This is a genomic window from Streptomyces sp. NPDC088794 (assembly GCF_044750545.1).
Taxonomy (GTDB): Bacteria; Actinomycetota; Actinomycetes; order Streptomycetales; family Streptomycetaceae; genus Streptomyces.
The window spans coordinates 474402-497059 of record NZ_JBIVKB010000004.1 but is presented as its reverse complement, the minus strand read 5'-3'; the positions used below and the strand labels follow the sequence as shown (position 1 = coordinate 497059).

General features: G+C 70.2%; 17 protein-coding genes and 1 pseudogene. 5 read left to right on the top strand and 13 right to left on the bottom strand.

Going from position 1 to position 22658, the window contains the following annotated elements; translation table 11 throughout:
• Positions 1-97 precede the first annotated feature (97 nt).
• Positions 98-1807: a sodium:solute symporter family protein gene (locus ACIP6U_RS14795; protein WP_401716613.1), complete on the top strand. Its 1710-nt coding sequence runs from the start codon at positions 98-100 to the stop codon at positions 1805-1807.
• 21 nt (positions 1808-1828) lie between these two features.
• On the top strand, positions 1829-2149 hold the full coding sequence (locus ACIP6U_RS14790) for a hypothetical protein (protein WP_401716610.1): 321 nt from the start codon (positions 1829-1831) through the stop codon (positions 2147-2149).
• A 54-nt stretch (positions 2150-2203) separates the two neighbouring features.
• Here ACIP6U_RS14790 and ACIP6U_RS14785 read toward each other — a convergent pair whose 3' ends face one another.
• The 11 genes and pseudogenes from ACIP6U_RS14785 to rsmI all read right to left on the bottom strand — a co-directional run bounded on the left by ACIP6U_RS14785 (position 2204) and on the right by rsmI (position 16432).
• Entirely contained in the window at positions 2204-2896 is a 693-nt protein-coding gene (locus ACIP6U_RS14785; protein ID WP_401716608.1) for a LuxR C-terminal-related transcriptional regulator, read from the bottom strand.
• A 251-nt stretch (positions 2897-3147) separates the two neighbouring features.
• Positions 3148-4974: a PQQ-binding-like beta-propeller repeat protein gene (locus tag ACIP6U_RS14780; protein ID WP_401716606.1), complete on the bottom strand. Its 1827-nt coding sequence runs from the start codon at positions 4972-4974 to the stop codon at positions 3148-3150.
• Between the two features lie 58 nt (positions 4975-5032).
• The gene (locus ACIP6U_RS14775; protein WP_401716604.1) at positions 5033-6856 is read right to left on the bottom strand and encodes a PQQ-binding-like beta-propeller repeat protein; all 1824 of its coding nucleotides are present in this window, start codon (positions 6854-6856) and stop codon (positions 5033-5035) included.
• A gap of 189 nt (positions 6857-7045) precedes the next feature.
• The gene (locus ACIP6U_RS14770) at positions 7046-8848 is read right to left on the bottom strand and encodes an ABC-F family ATP-binding cassette domain-containing protein (protein WP_401716601.1); all 1803 of its coding nucleotides are present in this window, start codon (positions 8846-8848) and stop codon (positions 7046-7048) included.
• A 71-nt stretch (positions 8849-8919) separates the two neighbouring features.
• Complete coding sequence (locus ACIP6U_RS14765) at positions 8920-10011, bottom strand: peptidoglycan recognition family protein (protein ID WP_401716598.1); 1092 nt, start codon at positions 10009-10011, stop codon at positions 8920-8922.
• A gap of 372 nt (positions 10012-10383) precedes the next feature.
• Positions 10384-11301 carry a 4-(cytidine 5'-diphospho)-2-C-methyl-D-erythritol kinase gene (locus tag ACIP6U_RS14760; protein WP_401716596.1) on the bottom strand — a complete coding sequence of 306 codons (918 nt, stop codon included), beginning with the start codon at positions 11299-11301 and terminating at the stop codon, positions 10384-10386.
• A gap of 197 nt (positions 11302-11498) precedes the next feature.
• Positions 11499-12374 (bottom strand): annotated as a pseudogene (gene rsmA, locus ACIP6U_RS14755) (16S rRNA (adenine(1518)-N(6)/adenine(1519)-N(6))-dimethyltransferase RsmA); the annotation flags it as partial.
• A 105-nt stretch (positions 12375-12479) separates the two neighbouring features.
• A complete protein-coding gene (locus tag ACIP6U_RS14750; RefSeq protein WP_401716595.1) occupies positions 12480-13835 on the bottom strand; it encodes a ubiquitin-like domain-containing protein in 1356 nt (451 codons plus the stop codon).
• Positions 13836-13962: 127 nt separating this feature from the next.
• Positions 13963-14862 carry a TatD family hydrolase gene (locus ACIP6U_RS14745; protein ID WP_401716593.1) on the bottom strand — a complete coding sequence of 300 codons (900 nt, stop codon included), beginning with the start codon at positions 14860-14862 and terminating at the stop codon, positions 13963-13965.
• Positions 14863-14909: 47 nt separating this feature from the next.
• Entirely contained in the window at positions 14910-15326 is a 417-nt protein-coding gene (locus ACIP6U_RS14740; RefSeq protein WP_401716591.1) for a hypothetical protein, read from the bottom strand.
• A gap of 248 nt (positions 15327-15574) precedes the next feature.
• Positions 15575-16432 carry a 16S rRNA (cytidine(1402)-2'-O)-methyltransferase gene (rsmI, locus tag ACIP6U_RS14735; protein WP_401716590.1) on the bottom strand — a complete coding sequence of 286 codons (858 nt, stop codon included), beginning with the start codon at positions 16430-16432 and terminating at the stop codon, positions 15575-15577.
• 86 nt (positions 16433-16518) lie between these two features.
• On the opposite strand from rsmI, the gene ACIP6U_RS14730 reads away from it, so the two are divergent.
• The gene (locus tag ACIP6U_RS14730; RefSeq protein ID WP_401716589.1) at positions 16519-18261 is read left to right on the top strand and encodes a dolichyl-phosphate-mannose--protein mannosyltransferase; all 1743 of its coding nucleotides are present in this window, start codon (positions 16519-16521) and stop codon (positions 18259-18261) included.
• A gap of 13 nt (positions 18262-18274) precedes the next feature.
• Here ACIP6U_RS14730 and ACIP6U_RS14725 read toward each other — a convergent pair whose 3' ends face one another.
• Positions 18275-18628 (bottom strand): hypothetical protein, encoded by a 354-nt coding sequence (locus ACIP6U_RS14725; RefSeq protein ID WP_401716587.1) that lies wholly within the window; start codon positions 18626-18628, stop codon positions 18275-18277.
• A 237-nt stretch (positions 18629-18865) separates the two neighbouring features.
• Between ACIP6U_RS14725 and ACIP6U_RS14720 the strand changes: the two genes are divergently transcribed.
• Both ACIP6U_RS14720 and ACIP6U_RS14715 read left to right on the top strand, forming a co-directional pair.
• Complete coding sequence (locus ACIP6U_RS14720; protein WP_401716584.1) at positions 18866-20485, top strand: penicillin-binding transpeptidase domain-containing protein; 1620 nt, start codon at positions 18866-18868, stop codon at positions 20483-20485.
• Between the two features lie 118 nt (positions 20486-20603).
• A complete protein-coding gene (locus ACIP6U_RS14715; RefSeq protein ID WP_401716581.1) occupies positions 20604-22280 on the top strand; it encodes a penicillin-binding transpeptidase domain-containing protein in 1677 nt (558 codons plus the stop codon).
• Position 22281: 1 nt separating this feature from the next.
• Here ACIP6U_RS14715 and ACIP6U_RS14710 read toward each other — a convergent pair whose 3' ends face one another.
• On the bottom strand, positions 22282-22632 hold the full coding sequence (locus ACIP6U_RS14710) for an SsgA family sporulation/cell division regulator (protein ID WP_401716579.1): 351 nt from the start codon (positions 22630-22632) through the stop codon (positions 22282-22284).
• Positions 22633-22658 lie beyond the last annotated feature (26 nt).

Sequence of the window (22658 nt, the reverse complement as noted above, 5' to 3'; positions counted from 1 at the left end):
ACCACCAAACAGAACCGAACACACCAAAACACAACTCACCACCTCAGTCAACATCACAATCAATCAAGGTGAGACAACGAACGTGTTGAATTACTGGGTGCAGAACCCCACATATGCCCCCGAGTCCCCCACATCGACCGTGCAACTGGCGGCCGAGCTGCGACTCCCCACCAACTGGCTCGACTATCTGATCCTCGGCATCTACTTCGTCGTGGTGCTCGGCATCGGCTTCGCCGCCCGGCGTTCGGTCAAGACGAGCCTCGACTTCTTCCTCTCCGGTCGATCGCTGCCCGCATGGATCACCGGTCTCGCATTCATCTCGGCGAACCTCGCCGCCACCGAGATCCTCGGCATGGCGGCCAACAGCGCGCAGTACGGCGCGTACACCGTGCACTGGTACTGGATCGGCGCCATCCCGGCCATGGTCTTCCTCGGCCTGGTGATGATGCCCTTCTACTACGGCAGCAAGGTCCGCTCGGTCCCCGAGATGCTGCTGCTGCGCTTCGACAAGGCCGCACACCTGCTGAGTTCGATCCTGTTCGCCTTCGCGGCCATCCTGATCGCCGGTGTGAACCTGTACGCCCTCGCGATCGTGGTCGAGGCGCTGCTGGGCTGGCCGCAGTGGGTGGCGATCCTCGTCGCCGGCTTCTTCGTGCTGGCGTACATCACCCTCGGCGGTCTCTCGTCCGCGATCTACAACGAGGTGCTGCAGTTCTTCGTGATCCTGGCCGCGCTCATCCCGCTCGTCGTGCTCGGCCTGAAGAAGGTCGGCGGCTGGGGCGGCCTGACCGACAAGCTCGACGCGAGCCACGGCCACAACTTCACCACCGCGTGGGGCGGCACCGGCATCGGCAGCGCCAACCCGCTCGGCGCGAACTGGCTGACCATCGTGCTGGGTCTGGGCTTCGTGCTGTCCTTCGGCTACTGGACGACCAACTTCGCCGAGGTGCAGCGCGCGCTGTCCGCGAAGAACCTGTCCGCGGCCCGGCGCACCCCGCTGATCGCCGCGTACCCGAAGGTCTTCATCGTGTTCCTGGTGATGATCCCGGGCCTGGTGGCCGCGGCGCTCGTCCCGAAGATCGGCACCAGCGGCTCGGACCTCCAGTACAACGACGCGATCCCGTACCTGATGGAGCAGTTGCTGCCCAACGGCGTCCTCGGCATCGCGGTCACCGGTCTGCTCGCCGCGTTCATGGCCGGTATGGCGGCCAACGTGTCGTCCTTCAACACGGTGTTCACCACCGACATCTGGGGCAAGTACGTCGTCACGGACCGCGAGGACGCGTACTACGTCCGCTTCGGTCGGCTGATCACGGTGATCGGTGTGGCGGCCTCGGTCGGCACGGCGTTCCTGGCGTCGTCCTTCTCCAACATCATGAGCTACCTCCAGACCCTGTTCTCCTTCTTCAACGTGCCGATGTTCGTCGTCTTCATCGTCGGCATGTTCTGGAAGCGGGCCACCCCGAAGTCCGGCTTCTGGGGGCTGCTCGCGGGCACGGTGACCGCGATGGTGAACTACTTCTGGATCTACAAGCAGGGGATCATCTCCATCCCCTCCGACCAGGGCGCCAACTTCGTCTCCGCGATCGCCGGCTTCGTGGCCGGTGCGGTGGTCATGTTCATCGTGTCCCTGTTCACGCAGCCCAAGCCGGCCGAAGAGCTCCAGGGGCTGGTCTACGGCACGACCTCGCCGGGCATGACGGAGGCTCCCGCGGAGGGTGACGACGCGTGGTATCGCCGGCCCGCACTGCTCGGTTGGGGTGCCGTGATCCTGGCGGCCCTCTGCTACATCCCGTTCTCGTTCTAGTCGCGGGAGGATTGAGAGATCATGTCTGAACACTCAGGACGCCACGGAGCCTCAGGGCACGACGTCCAGCGCGAGGTCAGTGAGCTGGAGGGCAAGTCGACGACTGCCTCCCGGCTGTTCGATCTGCGGTTGATCATCGGCGGGCTGTTCGTCGTCTACGGCGTGATCGTCACGATCGCCGGGATCAATCCGTCGGACTCGTCGCTGGACAAGTCCGAGGGGATCAACATCAATCTGTGGACCGGGATCGCGATGCTGCTGCTCGGCATCTTCTTCCTGGGTTGGGTCAAGCTTCGGCCGGTGCCTCCTGTGGAGATCGCGGAGGAGGATGAGGGGGCTTAGATCGGTTGCCGGGCGCGGGGAGTTCGTGGCTGGTCGCGCAGTTCCCCGCGCCCCTTAGGCGTCCGGGCTGGCCGAGTTGTTGAGTGGGCCCGCCCTGTCCAGAAGTCCCGTCCTCGCCGCCAATGCCGCCGCTTCCAGCCTCGAACCGACGCCCAGCTTCATCAGGACCCGTTGCACGTGGGTGCGGGCTGTGGAGGGGGCGATGCCCATGCCGGCGGCGATCAGGCGGGTGTCCTCGCCGTCGGCCACCCGGACCAGGACCTCGACCTCCCTCGGGGTGAGCATCTGGAGCAGGCGCTGGCCCTCGTCGTCCGGCTGGGCCGCCGGGTTGAGGAGTTCGCTGAAGGCGCCTTGGAGGAGCTGTGGCGCGACCGCCGCCTCACCCGCCCGCGCCTTCATGATGGCCCGCTCCACGCCCTCGATGCGTTCGTCGTGGCGTACATAGCCGGAGGCGCCCGCCGCGAAGGCCGCGGCGATGCCGCGTGGGCTCGGTACCGGGCCCAGGACCAGGACCGCCACCTGCGGGCGCTCCCGTTTGATCCGCACCACCGGGTCGAACATGCCCGGCTCGGCCGGTGTGGCCGTCCCCAGCAGGCACACCTCCGGCGCCCGGCTGATCACCAGCTCCGCCGCACCGGCGGCGGGTGCCGCCGCGGCCAGCACTCGGTGTCCCCGCAGCTTGAGCGCCGAGGCCAACGCCTCGGCGAGCAATCGGTGGTCGTCGACCACCATCAGCCGCACTCCCATCGAGCAACCCCCCAGTCCCCCCAATGGATCCCCATGGACGCACGGAAGCCCCCCTCCGGCTCCCCCGCCCTCCATGACCCCGGAAGCTACACGCTTGTTCGACGTTGCGCTCCCCCTACTGGTGAGAAGTGCCCTGGATCGACGGATTTTCTGGCTTTCCACTCATTCGAGGGTGATGAGCGGTACGCGCACGGCCCCGCCCCTGAGCAGGGGCGGGGCCGTCACGGAACGGACGTGGATCAGCCGCGGGTTCAGCCGCTGGTGCCGAAGGCGAGCGCCAGATACTCCTTGTCGCCCGCGGTGGACGAGGAGTCGGCGTAGACCGCGGACATGTAGAGGTGACCCTGCCGGTAGATGATCTCGGAGTACTCCGGCAGCATCCGCGACTCGGCGTCGCGCACCGAGTCGGTCGCCGGATTCTCCAGCAGCTTGGTCTCCTTGAAGGTGCCGCCGTCGAGGCTGACGATCTGACCGCCCTTGTCGTAGGGCGGGCGCTTGTACGCGATGAGGTTGGCGCCGTCCATGCGCAGCGGGGTGATGGTGTAGCCGTCGCCCGCGTCGCCGCGCTGGCCGGTCTGCTTGCCGGTGGCGAGGTCGAAGACAACGACCTCGTTGCTCTGGCCGTGCTCGCCGCCGCTGTCGTGCTCCTCGGTCGGCACGTACAGCCGGTCGTTGCCGACCGCGAGACCGGAGCAGTTCTCGATCCGCGAGATGCCGTCGCACTTGGCCGCGTACTGGTCGCCCGGCGCCGAGATGCGGGTGCGCAGCTTGCCGGTCTTGTTGTCGATGGAGAAGAAGTCCGAGATGCCGCTGCCGTCGCCCGCGGTGTCGCCGACGTCGGCGGCCACCACCAGCGGGTTCGTGGACACGACGGCCGCGTACTCGATGCCGTCGGACATCTTGTACTCCGAGATCACCTTCCCGGACTTCGGGTCGATGGTCTGGATGTGCAGCTGCCGCTGGCCGTACGCGCCGCACTTGCGGACCGCGACCAGCTTCTCGCCGCCGGCGTACCCGGCGTCGTAGCAGGTGTCGGTCGGCTTGGGCGCCCACAGGGACTTGCCGGTGGTGAGGTCGAACGCGCCGCCGCCGCTGGTGCCGCCGACCGCGACCGTGTTCGCGCTGACGGTGACGTTGTCGAAGTTGATCGCGGTGTCACCGGTCTTGACCGTCTTGGTCCACAGCTTCTTGCCGGCGCCGAGGTCAAGGGCCGCGACCTGGCTGCAGCCGTGCGCGGGCTCGGCCTTGGTCGGCATGGCGGGCTCGTAGACGATCGCCGTCAGCCCGCTGTCGGTGGCGTGCTTGCTGGACTGGCAGACCGGGCCGGGCAGCTTGATGGTCCAGAGCTTGGTGCCCTTGTCGGGGTCGTAGCCGTCGATCTCGGCGACGCCGCTCTTGACGTACGCCTTGTCGGTCAGCCACGAGCCGTTCACGGCCACGCTGTTGACGCCCTTGGCGACCTCGGGCTCGGGGACCTGGAAGAGGACCTGGGAGGCGGTGTTCGCGGGCACCTTCTCCTCGCCGCCGGTGGACGTGCCGCCGGTGTCGCCCTTGTCGTCCTTGCCGCCGGTGGGGCCGGCCGAACTCGCCTGCTTGTCCTGCTTGTCGTTCTTGTCGTCGTTCTTGCCGGACGAGGAGTACCAGATCCCGCCGCCGACGATCAGCGCGATCGCCACGACCGCCGACACGATGATCGCCACCTGCGCGTTGACCTTCCGGCCGCCGCCCGGCTGCCCCGGCTGCGGGTGCAGCGGCACGGTGGTCGGCTGCGGATAGCCGTAACCGGGCTGCTGGCCGTAGGGGTTGGGTGTCTGGCCGTACGGACTGGGCTGCTGGGCGTACGGGTTGGGCTGCTGGCCCGGGTAGCCGTACCCCGGCTGCTGCGGCGGCTGGGGTGCCTGCGGGGCGCCGAAGCCGGGCTGCTGCGGGGGCGCGGCCGGCGGGGCCTGGGGCGGCGGGGCCTGCGGGTAGCCGTAGCCCGGCGGCTGCTGGGGCGGCTGCTGCGGCTGGTCCTGCGGCGGGCCGAAACCGGGCTGCTGCGGGGGCTCGTTGGGCGGCGGGGGCGGCGGCTGGGTCATGGCGTGAGTACCTCGGGGACGGGGACGGCGGCGGGTGGCGGGCGAACGGAAGGAGGCGTCACTTGCCGTAGGCGAGCATCAACTTCTCCTTCGCGTCGTCGTTCCCGGACAGCCGTGTGGTCGCGAGGTAGAAACGCCCGTCGACCCAGTCGAAGATCTTGGAGTAGAAGCCGCTCTCGATGCCGGCCGTGCTCGCCGGGTTCTGCAGCAGCTTGACCGGCTTGTGCGACGAGCCGCCGGTGGGGATCGACACGACCTGGCCGCCGGTGGCGTACGACGGCTCCACGTACGCGAGGAGCTTGCCGCCCTCGGTGCGCAGCGGCAGCATCGACTCGTCCGCCGGGGACTTGACGCGCCACTTCTCCTTGCCGGTCGCCAGGTTGATCGCGACGACGTCGTTCGGCCCGCCGGAGGCCTCGGTCGGCAGGTAGAGCGTGGTCGAGTCGACGGCCACGCCCTGGCAGCCCTGAAGGTCGCGCTGGAGGATCGCCCAGCCGCACGAGGGCGCGAAGTCCTCGTCGAAGCTGACCTGGGAGCGGAAGGTGCCGTTGGAGTTGAAGGTGGAGATGTTCCAGGCCTTCTTGTCCTCGTTGGTGCTGTAGACCACGACCGGGTCCACGGAGTACGTCCGCGCGACCCGCCAGCCCTTGTCGAACTTCTGGGTCCACCTGACCTTGCCGGTCTTCGGGTCCAACTCCTGCATCTCGTCGTGCTCGTTGTTCCCCGTGGCGTCGCAGGACGCGACGGAGAGCAGCCGGCCGCCGCCCGCGAAGGCGGTCGGGAAGCAGGCGTTGCCGTACTTCGTCTTGTCGAACAGCTTCTTGCCGGTGCCGACGTCGAAGGCCACCCCGGACTGCGAACGGCCCACCATCAGCGTCTTGCCGGTGATGGACATGCTGATGGTGATGGTGCTGTCGAACAGGGCGCCGTCGGCGAGCGTGCCGCTCCAGCCCTTGGCGCCGGTGTTCAGGTCGATCTGCTGGAGCTTGTTGCACTCGGCCCGGTCGCTGGTGCCGCTCTCGTAGGCCACCACGACCTTGTCGTCGGCCGTCTTCTGCGGGGTGACCGCGCAGATCTTCTGCGGGAACGTGAGCGCGTCCCACGTGGGGTTGCCGTCACCGACGTTGTAGGCGAAGACCTGCTTGTACGCCGCCTTCACCACCGTCTTGTCTGTGATCCACAGGCCGGGTGCGTCGGCGCCGGAACCGGGCGCGTTCGGCGCCTCCTTGTACCAGAGGACCTTCGACTCGCCCGACTTGCGGCCAGAGTTGAGGTCCTCGGGGTCGGCCCCGCCGTCACCGCTGCCGTCACCGGGGTTGACCGGGGTGGACGCGGACGGCTTCGCGTCGTCGCTCTTCTGGGCGACCGGCTTCTTGTCCTTGTTGTCGTCACCGCCACTGGTGACGGCGAAGACCACGCCACCGACGAGGGCGAGCGCGACGACGGCCGCCCCGACGGCGAGCCCCGGCTTGCCCTTGAAGGGGTTGCGGGAGCCACCGGCGGGCGGCGGCGGCATGCCGGGACCGCCCGGGTACTGCGGCTGCGGCGGATAGCCGTACCCCGGCTGGGCTCCGTAGGGACCCGGCTGCTGCGGCTGGCCGTAGGGACCGGGCTGACCGTAGGGGCCCGGCTGTTGGGCGTACTGGCCGGGCTGCGCGTACGGGCCCGGCTGGCCGTAGGGGCCGGGCTGTTGGGGTGCCTGCGGGTAGCCGTAACCGGGCTGGGGCGCGGCGGACGGCGGGCCCTGCGGAGGCGGCGGGGTCTGGGGCGGGCCCTGCGGGGGCGGGGGCGTCTGAGGCGGCTGCATCTGGGGTGGCGGCGCGCCGAACGCCCCTTGCGGCGGCTGCGGTGGCTGCTGCGGCTGGTCCGGCGGCTGAGTCATCAGCGCGTCTCCCCCTCGTTCACTGATTTTTAGCCACCCCGGACTGTGTCGGGCCCGGAGTCGTCCTCAGAAAGTTCTCAGACGGCTCTTTCTATCACTCGCCACCGACAAAGCATCGGGCCGGTTCAACCCCTGTTCCCAAGGGAGAACCGGCCCGTGATGCCGCTGTTACGCGCCTTCACTCACCCTTCACGCGTCCTCGGCGAGATCCAGCCAGCGCAGCTCCAGTTCCTCGCGCTGCCCGGCGAGATCGCGGAGTTCGGCGTCCAGTTCGGCCACTTTCGCGAAGTCGGTGGCGTGCTCGGCGATCTGCGCGTGCAGCTTGGTCTCCCGCTCGGAGACCTTGTCCAACTGCCGCTCGATCTTCTGGAGTTCCTTCTTCGCGGCCCGCTGGTCGGCGGCGCTCTTCTCGGCGACGGGCTTGACCGTCACCGGCGCCGCGGCGGCGACCGCCTCCTCCATCCGCTTGCGCCGCTCCAGGTACTCGTCGATGCCGCGCGGCAGCATCCGCAGGGTGGCGTCACCGAGGAGCGCGAAGACCCGGTCGGTGGTGCGTTCGACGAAGAACCGGTCGTGGGAGATGACGATCATCGAGCCGGGCCAGCCGTCGAGAAGATCCTCCAACTGGGTCAGCGTCTCGATGTCGAGGTCGTTCGTCGGCTCGTCGAGGAAGAGGACGTTGGGCTCGTCCATGAGCAGCCGCAGCAGCTGGAGCCGGCGCCGCTCACCACCCGACAGGTCCCCCACCGGCGTCCACTGCTTCTCCTTGTTGAAGCCGAACGTCTCGCACAGCTGCCCGGCGGTCATCTCGCGCCCCTTGCCGAGGTCGACGCGCTCACGGACCTGCTGGACGGCCTCCAACACCCGCAGGGTGGGCTTGAGTTCGGCCACTTCCTGGGAGAGGTAGGCCAGCTTGACCGTCTTGCCCACGACGACCTTGCCGGCCGCGGGCTGGGTGTCGCCGTCACTGCGGGCGGCCTCGGCCATGGCCCGCAGCAGGGAGGTCTTTCCGGCGCCGTTGACGCCGACCAGGCCGATCCGGTCGCCGGGGCCCAGGTGCCACGTCACGTGCTTCAGCAGCACCTTGGGGCCGGCCTGGACGGTCACGTCCTCCAGGTCGAACACCGTCCTGCCCAGCCGCGAGGAGGCGAACTTCATCAGCTCGCTGCTGTCCCGGGGCGGCGGCACGTCCGCGATCAGCTCGTTGGCGGCCTCGACGCGGAAGCGCGGCTTGGAGGTCCGGGCGGGGGCGCCGCGGCGCAGCCAGGCCAGCTCCTTGCGGACCAGGTTCTGCCGCTTGGTCTCCTCGGTGGCGGCGATCCGCTCGCGCTCGGCCCGCGCGAAGACGTAGTCGGAGTAGCCGCCCTCGTACTCGAAGACGTCACCCTTCTGCACGTCCCACATGCGCGTGCAGACCTGGTCCAAGAACCACCGGTCGTGGGTCACGCAGACGAGCGCCGAGCGGCGCTCGCGCAGATGGCGGGCGAGCCAGGAGATGCCCTCGACGTCGAGGTGGTTGGTGGGCTCGTCCAGGATGATCAGGTCCTGGTCCTCGATCAGCAGCTTCGCGAGCGCGATACGGCGCCGCTCGCCGCCGGAGAGGGGCGCGATGACGGTGTCCAGGCCCTGCGGGAAGCCCGGCATGTCGAGCCCGCCGAAGAGTCCGGTCAGTACGTCACGGATCTTGGCGTTGCCCGCCCACTCGTGGTCGGCCATGTCCCGGATGACCTCGTGGCGGACGGTGGCCGTGGGGTCGAGCGAGTCGTGCTGGGTGAGCACGTCGAACCGCAGCCCGCCGGAGTGGGTGACGCGTCCGGTGTCGGCCTCCTCCAGCTTGGCGAGCATCCGGATCAGCGTGGTCTTGCCGTCACCGTTGCGGCCCACGACCCCGATCCGGTCCCCTTCGGAGACACCGAGCGAGACACCGTCGAGCAGGGCACGGGTGCCGTACACCTTGCTGACGTTCTCGACATTGACCAGGTTGACGGCCATTTCGCTCCTGACAGGGGGGATGGTCAGCCACCCAGCCTAATGCGCACCGGGCGGCTGACGATCCACGCAGGTCAGGAGGCCGCTGCCGTCCTGACCTCGGCCAAGAGGTCGTACATCGTCTGCCCGGGGCAGTCCGTCTGGAGCCAGTCGCGGTGGCCGCTGACCGTCTCGTTGTCCTTCTTCACGCCGTTGACCGGGTTGGTGTACGTGATCTTCGCCAGCGGGTCGAGGCCCTTGAAGCGGGCGACGGCCTTGATCAGGCGCGTCAGCGAGGCCTTGGCCGCGTCGGTCGGGGCCTGGTCGACGAGGGTGCCGATCAGGGCGATGCCGAGGTTGCCGGAGTTGAAGCCGGCGGTGTGGAAGGCGGTGACCACCTTGCCGTCGGGGTCGAAGGCGGGGACGCCGTCGTCGCCGGAGTAGCGGCCCTCGTAGACGGTGCCGTCCTCGTCGATCAGGAAGTGGTAGCCGATGTCGCCCCAGTCGAGGGTGACCGCGTGGTACTCGTAGATCCCGCGGACGGTCGCCGCCGGGTCGGGGTCGTTGTTCGGGGTGTCCGTGTGGTGGACGGTGATCGCCTGCAACGCGTAGTACGCCTCGGGCGAGTTGACCTTGCCGTCCTTGTACCGCTTCGACTCGTCGGCGCCCCACGCGGGACGCGACAGGTACTGCACGCCCCGCACGCGCGTGGCCTCCGTCGGCACGTCGAAGGCGCGGTCCGGGCCGCCCGTGGTGTCGATCGCGAGCGAGCGCAGCTCCGTAGTGGCGTCCGGTGCCTTCAGCGCGTACGCCGTGGCGCCGCCGGACGGGACCAGGGCCGTACCGCCGTCGTCGACGGACGCGCAACCGCCGCCCAGGGTCTGCCAGTTAGCGTCGCCCGGGAAGCGGATCCCGGCACCGTCCGGAGCGCCGCTCCAGCGGACGCCGACGTAGGTCGCGGAGAAGGCGGTCGTCGCCGTGCCGGTGCCGGTCGAGGCGGCGGACCGCGTCGCCGGGAACGACTCGGGCTTCGTACCGGAGTCGGCCTCGGTCTCCCCGGACTCGGTGGCCGCGAAGACCGCGGGCGTGAGCGCGGCACCACCGGCCACGGCGGCGGCGGTACCGATCACACCGCGCCGGGAGAGATGACGCTTCCTGCGGTGGGCGGGGGTGGGGGGTTCGGACACGTGCGTGGCCCTTCGGGGAGTTCGCTCCGGGGAGCCCGCGTGGACGCGGGCGCTGGAAGTGTCAACGACCCTATCCACCCCGTCCGACCCACCTGCACCACAGACGCCGTACTTCCCTGTGGAGATAGGGCGAAGATCCGCGCCACGGCGTGGATCGTGATGCGGGACGAACCGACCTGGATTTCCTGACCTGTTGGACGAGCCGGTGTTCGTCGGCCTGCCGGATGAGCTCCCGGGAACGGAGCTCGTGCAACTCGAAGCGCATGCCCGTCGCTCCTCCTTGTACCGGGCACGTCGCCCGGTCCCACAGATGCTGTGGGCTGCCCCAAGGTGAAGGTCAAACAGCGGGCGCGGTCGCCCGGTCGGGGCCGCTCAGGAGGCCCCGACCTGGTCAACTCCCAGTACCGTCGCGCCGGGCGCCGGCCCCGACGTCACCCGTACCTTCCGGCACGTGCCCGAACTCTCCAGTGCCGCCGCCACCTTGGCCGCGGACTCGGGGTCGCGGGTGAGGAACGCCGTGGTCGGGCCCGAGCCGGAGACCAGGGTGGCGAGGGCGCCGGCGGTGCGGCCTGCGGCGAGGGTGTCGGCGAGTTCGGGGAAGAGGGAGAGCGCGGCGGGCTGCAGGTCGTTGGAGACGGCGGCGGCGAGCGCGTCCGGGTCGCCCTTGGCGAGCGCGTCGAGGAGTGCGCGGGAGGCCACGGGTTCGGGGATGTCGGTGCCCTCCCCCAGCCGGTCGAACTCCCGGAAGACGGCCGGGGTCGACAGCCCGCGTTCCGCCATCGCGAACACCCAGTGGAAGCTGCCGCCGACCTCCAGCGCCGTCAGCTTCTCCCCCCGCCCGGTGCCGAGCGCGGCCCCGCCCACCAGGCTGAACGGCACATCGCTGCCCAACTCGGCGCAGATGTCGAGCAGTTCCTCGCGCGAGGCCCCGGTGCCCCACAGCGCGTCGCACGCCACGAGCGCGCCCGCGCCGTCGGCGCTTCCGCCCGCCATACCGCCGGCGACCGGGATGTCCTTGGCGATGTGGAGGTGCACGGCGGGGTCGATGCCCCGTCGTCCGGCGAGCGCGATCGCCGCGCGGGCGGCGAGGTTCGTCCGGTCCAGCGGCACCTGGTCGGCGTCCGGTCCGGTGCAGGTGATGCGCAGTTCGTCGGCCGGCGTGGCCGTGACCTCGTCGTACAGGCCGACCGCGAGGAAGACGTTGGCCAGGTCGTGGAACCCGTCGGGCCGGGCCGCCCCCACCGCGAGCTGGACGTTGACCTTGGCGGGGACGCGGACGGTGACGCTCACTTACCGGGCTCCTTGGGCGAGGCGGGGTCGGAGGAGGTGCCGGCCACTTGATTCTCGGCGCTGCCCGCCTGACTCTCGGCTCTGCCCGCCTGACTCTCGGCGCTGCCCGCCTGACTCTCGGCGCTGCCCGCCTGATTCTCGGCTCTGCCCGCCTGACTCTCGGCGCTGCCCGCCTGATTCTCGGCGCTGTCGACCTTGTTCTCGGCGCCGTCCGCCTTGTTCTCCGCGATCCGCGCGAACTCCTCGACCGTCAGCGACTCCCCGCGGGCCTGCGGAGACACCCCCGCCGCCACCAGCGCCGTCTCCGCCGCCGCGGCCGAGCCCGCCCACCCGGCGAGCGCCGCCCGCAGGGTCTTGCGGCGCTGGGCGAAGGCCGCGTCGACCACCGCGAAGACCTCGCGCTTGGAGGCCGTCGTCTTGACCGGCTCGGTCCTGCGCACGAGGGCGACCAGGCCGCTGTCCACGTTCGGGGCGGGCCAGAAGACCTTGCGGCCGATGGAGCCGGCGCGCTTGACCTCGGCGTACCAGTTGGCCTTCACGGACGGCACGCCGTACACCTTCGAACCGGGCGGGGCGGCGAGCCGGTCGGCGACCTCCGCCTGGACCATGACGAGGGTGCGCTCGATGCTCGGGAAGGTGTCGAGCATGTGCAGCAGGACGGGCACGGCGACGTTGTACGGCAGGTTCGCGACCAGTGCCGTCGGTGGGGGGCCGGGGAGGTCGGTGATGTGCATGGCGTCCGAGTGGACCAGGGCGAAGCGGTTCGCGCGCTCTGGCATCCGGGCCGTGATGGTCGCGGGCAGCGCGGACGCGAGGACGTCGTCGATCTCGACGGCGGTGACGCGGTCGGCGACTTCGAGCAGTGCGAGGGTGAGCGAGCCGAGCCCCGGGCCGACCTCGACCACGACGTCGTCGTCGCGGACGTCTGCGGTGCGGACGATACGGCGGACGGTGTTCGCGTCGATGACGAAGTTCTGACCGCGCTGCTTGGTGGGCCTTACGCCGAGGACGGCCGCGAGTTCACGGACTTCGGCGGGGCCCAGGAGGGCGTCGGGGGTGGGGTTGGTGCTCACGGCACCCAGGGTACGGGGCTGTTCTTCGGGTGCGGCGCCGTCGTGGCTGGTCGCGCAGTTCCCCGCGCCCCTTAGTGGGGGGGCGAGCCCCCCACACCCCCCGTCTTACCCGTGCAGGCGTGCCCCGCAATGCGGCCAGGGACTCGACCCCCGCCTCACGTACAGCTTCTTCGCCCGGAACGTCTGTTCCTCCGCCGTGGCGTCCTGGGGGCGGCCGCTGCCGCCCAGGCCCTGCCACGTGCGGGTGTCGAACTGATACAGCCCGCCGTACGTCCCGGACGGGTCCACCGCGTTCGGGCGGCCGCCGGACTCGCAGGTCGCGAGGCCGTTCCAGTTGAGGCCGTCGGCCCCGCCCACGGACGTCGGCAGCGGCTTGGTGCCGACCTTCACGAGCTGCGTGCGCGGCCGGCGCACCACCTCGTCGTCGGTCCTGCGCGGCTTCTGCTTCACGCCGTTGACCGTGCGCAGGGCGTACGTCACCCGCCGCAGACCCGGCACCCCCGCCTGCTCGACGACCTCCGTGCCCTTGAACAGCGAGGCGTCCTCCGTGCGCTGCACCTCGAACGGGATCGGCTCCTCGCGGACCTCCTTCGTCCCGGTGATCCGCAGCACGGTGACCGTCTGCCCATCGCGCGGGAAGCTGTCCTGCGGGACGGACGTGGTGTCCTGGTCGTGCAGGGTGATCCCGGACTCCCCGATGACCTCGCCGACGGTCGCCGCGTTGGTGCGGACGGTGCGGGCGCGGCCGTCGGCCATGACGGTCACCGAGCGCTCGGTGCGCACGTGGAGTTCGAGACCGGCGCGTCCGATGGGCTGGGAGCGCGAGATGGACAGGTACGCGCCCTCCGCGCGCACCCCCAGCTGCTTGAGCGCCCCGTCGACCGTGTGTGCCGTCGTCCACACCTCGCGCCGCTGGCCGTCGAGGGTGAGCCGGACCGGGCGCCCGTAGTGCACCGCGACCTCGTCGCCGCTGGTCAGTTCCGTGCCGGGGGCGGGCGCCACCACGTCGTGCGCGCCGACGTCGACGCCCTCCTCGGCGAGCAGTTCGGTGACGTCGTCGGCGAAGGTGTGCAGCATGTGCGGCTTGCCGTCGACGCTCAACTCGATCGCCTTGTCCTCGGCGACGAAGGCGGTGGTGCCGCCGGCGAGGAACGCGACGACCAGCGCCTGCGGCAGCAGCCGACGCACCGCGCTGTCCGGGCGCTCGGTGTACCGCCCCTTGCGCCGGCGCTCGGCCCGCCCCGCCTGCCGGGGCAGCGTCGGTCCGAGCGGTGCGGCCGGCACGGTCGACCCGGGTGCCTCGTACGCCGGCCGGTACGTGTCCTCGTATCTGTCCCTTGGCCTGTCCTCGTACGTGTCCGGCGCCGCGTACACGCCATAGGCCAGCGTCTCCGCGGTGTGCAGGTCACTGCGCGGCTCAGCGCCGTACGGCTCGTACGTCTGGTACTTCGAGTTGCTCACGCCGACACGCTCCAGTGGCCGGAGGGGTCCGGAAAGGGCCCCCAGAACCTAGCGGAGCATTCGTCACTCTCCAAAGCGACGCGACTACTCAAAGTGGTGTTCGAGCGGTTCGGGGCCTCGGAAGGCCTCAGTAACCGAACGCGCGTGCCGTGTTCGCCGCCAGGGCCGTCGCCAGCGTGTCCTCGTCGATGCCGCGCACGGCGGCCAGCGCGCGCACGGTGACCGGGATGAGGTACGGGGCGTTGGGCCTGCCGCGGTGGGGCACCGGCGTCAGGAAGGGCGCGTCCGTCTCCACCAGGAGCAGCTCCGGAGGGGCCACGGCCACGGCGTCCCGCAGGTTCTGCGCGTTCTTGTAGGTGACGTTGCCGGCGAAGGACATGAAGTAGCCGGCGCGGGCGCAGACGTCCGCCATCTCGGCGTCGCCGGAGTAGCAGTGGAAGACGGTCCGCTCGGGGGCGCCCTCCTCCTTGAGGATGCGCAGCACGTCCGCGTGGGCTTCGCGGTCGTGGATGACGAGGGCCTTGCCGTGCCGTTTGGCGATCTCGATGTGGGCGCGGAACGAGCGCTCCTGCGCCTCCTTGCCCTCGGGCCCGGTGCGGTAGTAGTCGAGGCCGGTCTCGCCGACGCCCTTGACCTGCGGGAGCCCGGCCAGGCGGTCGATCTCGGCGAGCGCCTCGTCGAGCGCTTCCTCGCCCCCCGGTACGCGGGCGCCCTGTCTCGACCAGCCGTCGGGGTCGCCGTGGACGATGCGCGGGGCCTCGTTGGGGTGCAGGGCCACGGTCGCGTGGACGTTCTCGTACGCGGCGGCCGTCTTGGCGGCCCACCGCGAGCCCTTGATGTCGCAGCCGACCTGCACGACCGTCGTCACCCCGACCGACGCGGCCTTCGCGAGGCCCTCCTCGACCGTGCCGGACTGCATGTCCAGGTGGGTGTGGGAGTCGGCGACGGGCACCCGGAGGGGTTCCGGGAGCGGTGGGGCGGCGTTCTTGCCTGAGGTGCCGGAAGAGCTGGAAGAAGGGGAAGGCATGCCCCGATCCTACGAAAGGGGCATGCCGTCACGCGCTCCGATTTCGCTCAGCTCGCCTTGCGCTGGAACGGGTGCAGGAGATCCGACAGATGCCAGTGGTGCCGCTCGCCGTCGGCCTGCGCGGGCAGTTCGGCGATCTCGGCCTCGGGCGCCGCCAGGGGCGCGGTCACCGGCGCCTGACGGTGCGCCGCCGCCTTGTGCACCGAGGAGACCTGCCCGGGCCGCATGATCCGTACGACATGGCCGTCGCACTGCACGCACGAGGGCCTGCTCAGCGGGGAGGGCACGACCCGGCCACCGGCCACGTACGTGACGTACTGGTGGCCCTCGGTGTCCTTGTGGTGCTCTATCTCGTACGACTGCTCCCAGCCGTGCCCACAGCGCATGCAGGCGAAGGAATACGACTCGTGGACCACCGCGGTCGCCGCACCGCGGCCGCCGTTCTGTCCTGAGATCTCGCTCATGCCAGCTCCTCTTGTCCGCTGGGCACAGGGACGGATGCGTCCCCACAACCCAGTGGACGCCTCCACCGGCACGAATGCAGCAGGCCTGTCGAGTGTTGGAGCCGATTTGGACTTTCCTTGCCAAACCGGCCTCGCGCACCGGCCGGACTTTGCCATCGCCCCTGCTGGCTTTGCCTGCCCGTGGGGCGCGCGCTCAGACGATATGCGCCCTGCTCAGAGCGGGTATGAGCCGCGTCACGCAGGCCCCGTCAGGAGCTTGCGGAAGCGGCGTTCTTCGCAGCCACAACCGCGTCGAAAACCTCCCGTTTGGGCAGCCCGGCCTCCGCCGCGACCGCCACGATGGCCTCCTTGCGCCGCTCCCCCGCCTCCTCGCGCACCCGCACCCGGCGCACCAGTTCGGCCGCGTCGAGCTCCTCGGGTCCCTTCTCGGGCGCGCCCTCGACGACGACGGTGATCTCGCCCCGCACGCCCTCGGCGGCCCACGCGGCCAGCTCCGCCAGTCCGCCCCGCTTGACCTCCTCGTACGTCTTGGTCAGCTCCCGGCAGACGGCGGCCCGCCGCTCGGCGCCGAACACCTCGGCCATCGCGGCGAGGGTGTCGTCGAGCCGGTGCGGGGCCTCGAAGTAGACGAGGGTGCGCCGCTCGTCGGCGACCTCGCGCAGCCGGGTCAGCCGCTCGCCCGCCTTCCGGGGCAGGAACCCCTCGAAGCAGAACCGGTCCACGGGCAGCCCGGACAGCGCGAGCGCGGTGAGCACGGCGGACGGTCCCGGTACGGCGGTGACGCGGATGTCCTGCTCGACGGCGGCGGCGACCAGCCGGTAGCCGGGGTCGGACACCGACGGCATCCCGGCGTCCGTGACGAGCAACACCCGTGCGCCGCCCACGAGTTCCTCGACCAGTTCGGGCGTACGAGCCGACTCGTTGCCCTCGAAGTACGACACGATCCGCCCCTTGGGCGTGACGCCGAGTGCCTGGGTCAGCCGCCGCAGCCGCCGGGTGTCCTCGGCGGCGACGACGTCGGCACCGGCCAGTTCGGCGGCGAGCCGGGGCGGCGCGTCCGCGGTGTCGCCGATGGGGGTGCCTGCGAGAACGAGGATTCCAGTCACGCCGTCCATCCTCCCAGCCGCGTTCCGATGCGGACGCATCCGGCCATGCACGGGACTCACACAGCGCTGTTCCCTACGATGGCGCGGTGACCAGTACCGCGTCCTCCACGGACACCCTGCCGGGCAGGCCCCCGCAAGACCAGCAGCCCTCGTGGCAGCAGCGGCTGCGCCGTTTCGGCTACCAGCCGGGGGCCGGAGAAACCGACGTGCGCGAGCGGCTCGTACCGCCGTACGTCCAGCCCAGCCCGCGGCTGTGGCAGGTGCTCGGCGTACCGCCGGCGCTCGCGGAGCGCATCGCCCGCTGGTCCGGCTGGGGCGGCCCGCTGCTGGTCACGCTGATGGCGGGCGTGCTGCGGTTCTGGAACCTGGGCAGCCCGAAGGCGGTGATATTCGACGAGACGTACTACGCCAAGGACGCCTGGGCGCTCGTCCACCGCGGCTTCGAGGTCAACTGGGACAAGAACGCCAACGACCTGATCCTCTCGACGAACGGGCACGTCACCGTCCCGGCGGACGCGGCGTACGTGGTGCACCCGCCGGTCGGCAAGTACGTCATCGGCCTGGGCGAGCTGATCTTCGGCTTCGACCCGTTCGGCTGGCGCTTCATGACCGCGCTCCTGGGCACCCTCTCCATCCTCATCCTCTGCCGCATCGGCCGCCGCCTCTTCCGCTCCACGTTCCTCGGCTGTCTCGCGGGCGCGCTGATGGCGGTGGACGGCCTGGCGTTCGTGATGAGCCGCACGTCGCTGCTGGACGGCGTGCTGATGTTCTTCGTCCTGTCCGCGTTCGGCTGCCTGCTGATCGACAGGGACAGGGCGCGCGAGAAACTGGCCGCGGCGCTCCCTCTGGACGCCGACGGCAGGGCCCGCCCGGACGCGCACATCGCGGAGACGACCCGCTTCGGCCGGCGCCCCTGGCGCTGGATGGCCGGCCTCACGCTCGGCCTCGCCCTCGGCACGAAGTGGAACGCCCTCTACATCCTGGCCGCGTTCTGCGTGATGGCCGTCCTCTGGGACGCCGGCTCCCGCAAGGTGGCGGGCGCCCGCCACCCGTACACGGCGGTCCTCCGCAGGGACACGGGCCTGACGTTCCTGGCGACGGTCCCGGTAGCGATCGCGGTCTACCTGACGTCCTGGATCGGCTGGATCCTCTCCCCCACGAACGGCTCCGGCGGCTACTTCCGCAACTGGGCCGCCACCGACGGCAAGGGCGGCAACTGGACCTTCCTGCCCGACTGGCTGCGCAGCCTGTGGCACTACGAGCACGAGGTCTACGAGTTCCACGTAGGCCTGTCCTCGCCCCACACGTACATGTCCAACCCGTGGAGCTGGCTGGTCGACGGCCGCCCGGTCTCGTACTTCTACGAGTCCCCCTCCCCCGGCAAGGACGGCTGCCCGTCGGACGCCGGCGAGAAGTGCGCCCGCGAGGTGCTGGCCCTCGGCACCCCCCTCCTCTGGTGGGCGGCCTGCTTCGCGCTCGCCTACGTCCTGTGGCGCTGGTTCTTCCGCCGCGACTGGCGGGCCGGCGCCATCGCCTGCGGCGTCGCGGCCGGCTACCTCCCCTGGTTCATGTACCAGGAGCGCACGATCTTCTTCTTCTACGCCATCGTCTTCGTCCCGTTCCTCTGCCTGGCGGTGGCCATGCTCCTCGGCGCGATCATCGGCCCACCGGGCTCGAGCGACACCCGCCGGGTGGCGGGGGCCACGGGTGCGGGGGTGCTGGTGCTGCTGATCGCGTGGAACTTCATCTACTTCTGGCCGCTGTACACGGGCACGGCGATCCCGATCGACAACTGGCGGTCGCGGATGTGGCTGGATACGTGGGTGTAGGCGAGCGGGGGCTTCAGCGGAACTCGTGGACCACCTGGATCGCGCCGACGATGTGAGCGTTGAAGTCGTCGAGTTCCTCGGCCGGAACCCAGAGCTCGAGGATCGTGCGCCCGCCGGCCTGCTGGACGGGATACCGGCCCAGGAACTCCGAGTCGACCTCGAACCGGGTGACGAAGCCGGCACCGTCGTGCTTCACGTTCCAGTCCCGCGCGATCTTGATCGCGTAGTCCTCGTCGAGGACCGGGTAGAAGATCGGCTGCTCGGGCAGCCGAGGCGGCCACGCACGCCAGTTCAGCTCGCGGACCAGGTCCAGCTCCTTGGGGCCGGTGGGGCGCCACAGGGTGGTGGTTGCTCGACGGCTGGTCATGTGCGTCGCTCTCTGAATCCGGGAACCGCCGGCACGGCGGGTAGGGAGACCGGACGCTACCGGCGAGGTGGCATCGACAGCCACCGAGTTCCCCCACCCCCTCTTCGACAACAAACGAAAACTTGGGTCACAGCAACCCCCCGCCTCGCATACAGTGCGAGCATGGACAGCCCTTTCTGAACGTGTTCAGAAGATCCTGGGGACGGGGGGAAGGGCTCACGGGGAGGGGAACGTTTCATGGGCCGGGGGGTCAAGACCGCCGTCATAGGCGGGGTGTTCGCCGTGATGGTGGGTGGGGCCGGGTACGGGGCGTACAACATCGTCAACGCGGTGAGCGGGGACGAGGGGTCCGGGGCCGGGGCCGTGAAGACCGGGCCGCCCAGTGCCGGGGAGGTCAAGGACGCGTCGGCCAAGTTCTTCGCCGCGTGGGAGAAGGGCGACGGGGCGAAGGCGGCCACGTACACGAACAACGACGTGGGCGCGGAGCCGTTGTTGACCGCCTACGGCACCGACGCGCACATCACCCACGTGAAGATCACGCCGGGCGCCGCGACCGGCGCCACCGTGCCGTACTCCGTCAAGGCCACGGTGTCGTACGAGGGGAAGTCCAAGCCGCTCGCGTACAAGAGTCAACTGACCGTCGTGCGAGGGAAGACCACCGGGCGCGCGCTCGTCGACTGGCAGCCGTCCGTGCTGCATCCGCAGTTGAAGAAGGGCGACACGCTGGTCACCGGCGAGGCCGCCAACCCGCCCATCGAGGCCGTGGACCGGGACGGGACCGTCCTCACCGCCGAGAAGTATCCGTCCCTCGGGCCGATCCTCGACGAGCTGCGCGCCAAGTACGGGGACAGCGCGGGCGGTACGCCCGGGGTCGAGCTGTCAATCCATCACGACGTCGAGGGGTCCGCCGACACCTCGCTGCTGACCCTCTCCAAGGGCAAGCCCGGCGAGTTGCGGACCACGCTGAGGGCGAGCGCGCAGGCGGCGGCCGAGACCGCGGTGAAGAAGTACGCGGAGTCGTCCGTGGTGGCCGTCAAGCCGAGCACCGGCGAGGTCCTCGCGGTCGCCAACCACCGCGCGGACGGCTTCAACGCCGCGTTCCTGGGCCAGTTGGCGCCCGGCTCCACGATGAAGATCCTCACCGCGGCCACGCTCATCGACAACGGCATCACGAGCATGAACGGCCCGGCGCCCTGCCCGGACGACGCGGTGTGGCAGAGCCAGACCTTCCACAATCTCAAGGGCATGGCCCCGAACGAGAACGCGACGCTCTCCGACAGCTTCGCGCGCTCCTGCAACACCGCGTTCGTGAAGTACGCGGACGAGGTGAAGGTGGACTCGCTCACCAGGGAGGCCGAGGACCGCTTCGGGCTCGGCCGCGACAACTGGAAGAGCGGCATCCCGTCCTTCGACGGCTCGGTCCCGGCCTCCGGCGGCCCGGACACCGCGGCGAACATGATCGGCCAGGGCCAGGTCCAGATGAGCCCGCTGAACATGGCGTCGGTGACGGCGACCGCGATGACGGGCGCCTTCCGGCAGCCGATCATCGTCTCCCCGAAGCTCGACGACCGCCAACTGGCCACCGCCAAGGGCCTGTCCGCGAACACGGTCCAGCAGTTGCGCTCGATGATGAACCGCACCGCGGTCAGCGGCACCGCGGCCGGCGTGATGGCCGGCCTGGGTCCGGACTTCGGCGCGAAGACCGGTTCCGCGGAGGTCGACGGACAGTCCAAGTCGAACAGCTGGTTCACCGGCTACCGGGGCGACGTGGCGGCCGCGGCCATGACCCAGGACGGCGGCCACGGCATTGACGCGGCCGGCCCGATTGTCGCAGCTGTGCTACGGAGTGGTGGCTGAAGTCACCCGTACAGGACGGGACTCTAGGGTGGCTACCGTCGTTGAGTTGGGTGTGGGAGGGCTGGGTCCGCCGGGACCCTGAGGGGACCCTGGGGAATCAGCGGAGGATTCGGGAACTGTGGGCAACAGAAGGCGCGTCGCCGAGCGACGGAAGACCAAGCCCGCCGTGATCGGCGGGATGATCGCCGTGGTCGTCGGCGGCGCCGGTTTCGGCGTCTACGCGCTGTACGGGAGCGGGGCGGCGGCCGACGACCGGACCACCAACACGTCCTCGTCCGCCGACCACAAGGACGTCAAGACCGGTCCGCTGTCGGCGACCGAGGTCACCACCGCGGCCACCCGTTTCCTCACCTCCTGGCAGCAGGGCAAGGTGCCGCAGGCCGCCGCCGTCACCAACGACACGACGGCCGCCACCACCCTGCTCACCGGCTACACCAAGGACGCCCACATCGAGGGCGTCACCCTCACCCCGGGCGTCCGCACCGGCGACAAGGTCCCCTTCTCCGTGAAGGGCACGGTGGCCTACAAGGGCACCAGCAAGCCGCTGGCGTACGAGAGTTCGCTGACCGTCGTGCGGAACAAGGAGGACGGCAAACCGCTGGTCGACTGGTCCTCCGCCGTCGTCCACCCGGACCTCAAGGACGGCGACACCCTGGTCACCGGCGAGTCCGGGACCCCGCCGATCAAGGCCTACGACCGTGACGGCGGCGAGCTGACCACCGCCAAGTACCCGTCGCTGGGCCCGGTGTTGGACGGGCTGCGGGAGAAGTTCGGCAAGATCGCCGGCGGCAAGGCGGGCGTCGAGCTGGACGTGGTGCGCGGCAAGGCGTCCGAGAAGGCCAAGCTGTCCGACAAGACGCTGCTGACGCTCGCCAAGGGCACGCCGGGCTCGGTGAAGACGACGCTCAGCCCGACCCTCCAGGCCGCCGCCGAACAGCAGGTCGCCAAGCAGGCGCGGGCGTCGGCGGTCGTCATGCGTCCCTCGACCGGCGAGATCCTGGCCGTCGCCAACACCTCGCACGGCTTCAACGTCGCCTTCCAGGGCTCCCTCGCACCCGGCTCCACGATGAAGATCGTGACGTCGACGATGCTGTTCGAGAAGAACCTCGTCACGCCGAGTTCCTCGCACCCCTGCCCCAAGACGTACAAGCTCGCCGGCTGGACCTTCCACAACGACGCCGACTCCGAGATCAAGCAGGGCACGTTCAAGATGAGCTTCGGGGCGTCCTGCAACAACGCCTTCATCAACTTCGCGCCGAAGCTGTCCAACAGCGACCTGACGAAGGAGGCCCAGCAGGTCTACGGACTCGGCATGAACAACTGGGCCATCGGTGTGCCGACCTTCGACGGCGCGGTCCCGGTGCAGAGCGGCGCGCAGATGGGCGCCTCGCTGATCGGCCAGGGCGGGGTGCGGATGAACCCGCTGAACATGGCGTCGGTGGCGTCGACCGTGGCGACCGGCTCCTTCCACCAGCCGTACCTGGTCTCCCCGAGCGTGGACAACCGCACGCTGGCGAAGGCCTCGCGGACGATGTCGTCGACGACGCAGGCCGAGCTGAAGGACGTCATGCAGTACACGGCCGCGTACGGCACGGCGGCCAAGGCGATGGCGGGCCTGGGCCCCAACTACGGTGCCAAGACGGGCTCCGCGGAGGTCGACGGCCAGGAGAAGCCGAACGGCTGGTTCACCGCGTACCGCGGCGATCTCGCCGCGGCCGGCGTGGTCCAGGCGGGCGGCCACGGCGGCGACACGGCGGGACCGATCGTCGCGGCACTGCTGCGGATGGGCGGCTGACTCAGCGTCGTACGGGTTCTGTGGTGGCCATGTAAGTGCGCCGCAGGAACCTCAGCAGGGCCTTCGACTCGAACTGCACCACCGAGACGCCCTGCGCCGAGTGGAACTCGACCACCGCCTGCACCCGCCCGCACGGCCAGACGCGGACCTCACCGCTGCCGGCCGGGGCGCGCAGACCCTGTTCGAGCAGCGCGCGCGAGAAGGTCCATTCGTCCGTCCCCGGCAGATCGACCCGCACCGAACGCGGGTCCGCCTCGGGGTCGTAGCGCAGGACGACCGGAACGGTCGCGGTGTCCGGGATCTCGGCGTCCGTGACGATATGGGCTCGCGCGTACTGTTCGACTACAGACATCGGGCGACCCCTAACGCTGCGTAACC

Excerpts from the sequence above, each read along its gene's own strand:
- ACIP6U_RS14780 (WP_401716606.1), bottom strand. The coding sequence starts at position 4,974 with ATGACCCAGCCGCCGCCCCCGCCGCCCAACGAGCCCCCGCAGCAGCCC.
- ACIP6U_RS14770 (WP_401716601.1), bottom strand. The coding sequence starts at position 8,848 with ATGGCCGTCAACCTGGTCAATGTCGAGAACGTCAGCAAGGTGTACGGC.
- ACIP6U_RS14785 (WP_401716608.1), bottom strand. The coding sequence starts at position 2,896 with ATGGGAGTGCGGCTGATGGTGGTCGACGACCACCGATTGCTCGCCGAG.
- ACIP6U_RS14775 (WP_401716604.1), bottom strand. The coding sequence starts at position 6,856 with ATGACTCAGCCGCCGGACCAGCCGCAGCAGCCACCGCAGCCGCCGCAA.
- ACIP6U_RS14720 (WP_401716584.1), top strand. The coding sequence starts at position 18,866 with ATGGGCCGGGGGGTCAAGACCGCCGTCATAGGCGGGGTGTTCGCCGTG.
- ACIP6U_RS14745 (WP_401716593.1), bottom strand. The coding sequence starts at position 14,862 with ATGCCTTCCCCTTCTTCCAGCTCTTCCGGCACCTCAGGCAAGAACGCC.
- ACIP6U_RS14790 (WP_401716610.1), top strand. The coding sequence starts at position 1,829 with ATGTCTGAACACTCAGGACGCCACGGAGCCTCAGGGCACGACGTCCAG.
- ACIP6U_RS14710 (WP_401716579.1), bottom strand. The coding sequence starts at position 22,632 with ATGTCTGTAGTCGAACAGTACGCGCGAGCCCATATCGTCACGGACGCC.
- ACIP6U_RS14740 (WP_401716591.1), bottom strand. The coding sequence starts at position 15,326 with ATGAGCGAGATCTCAGGACAGAACGGCGGCCGCGGTGCGGCGACCGCG.
- ACIP6U_RS14725 (WP_401716587.1), bottom strand. The coding sequence starts at position 18,628 with ATGACCAGCCGTCGAGCAACCACCACCCTGTGGCGCCCCACCGGCCCC.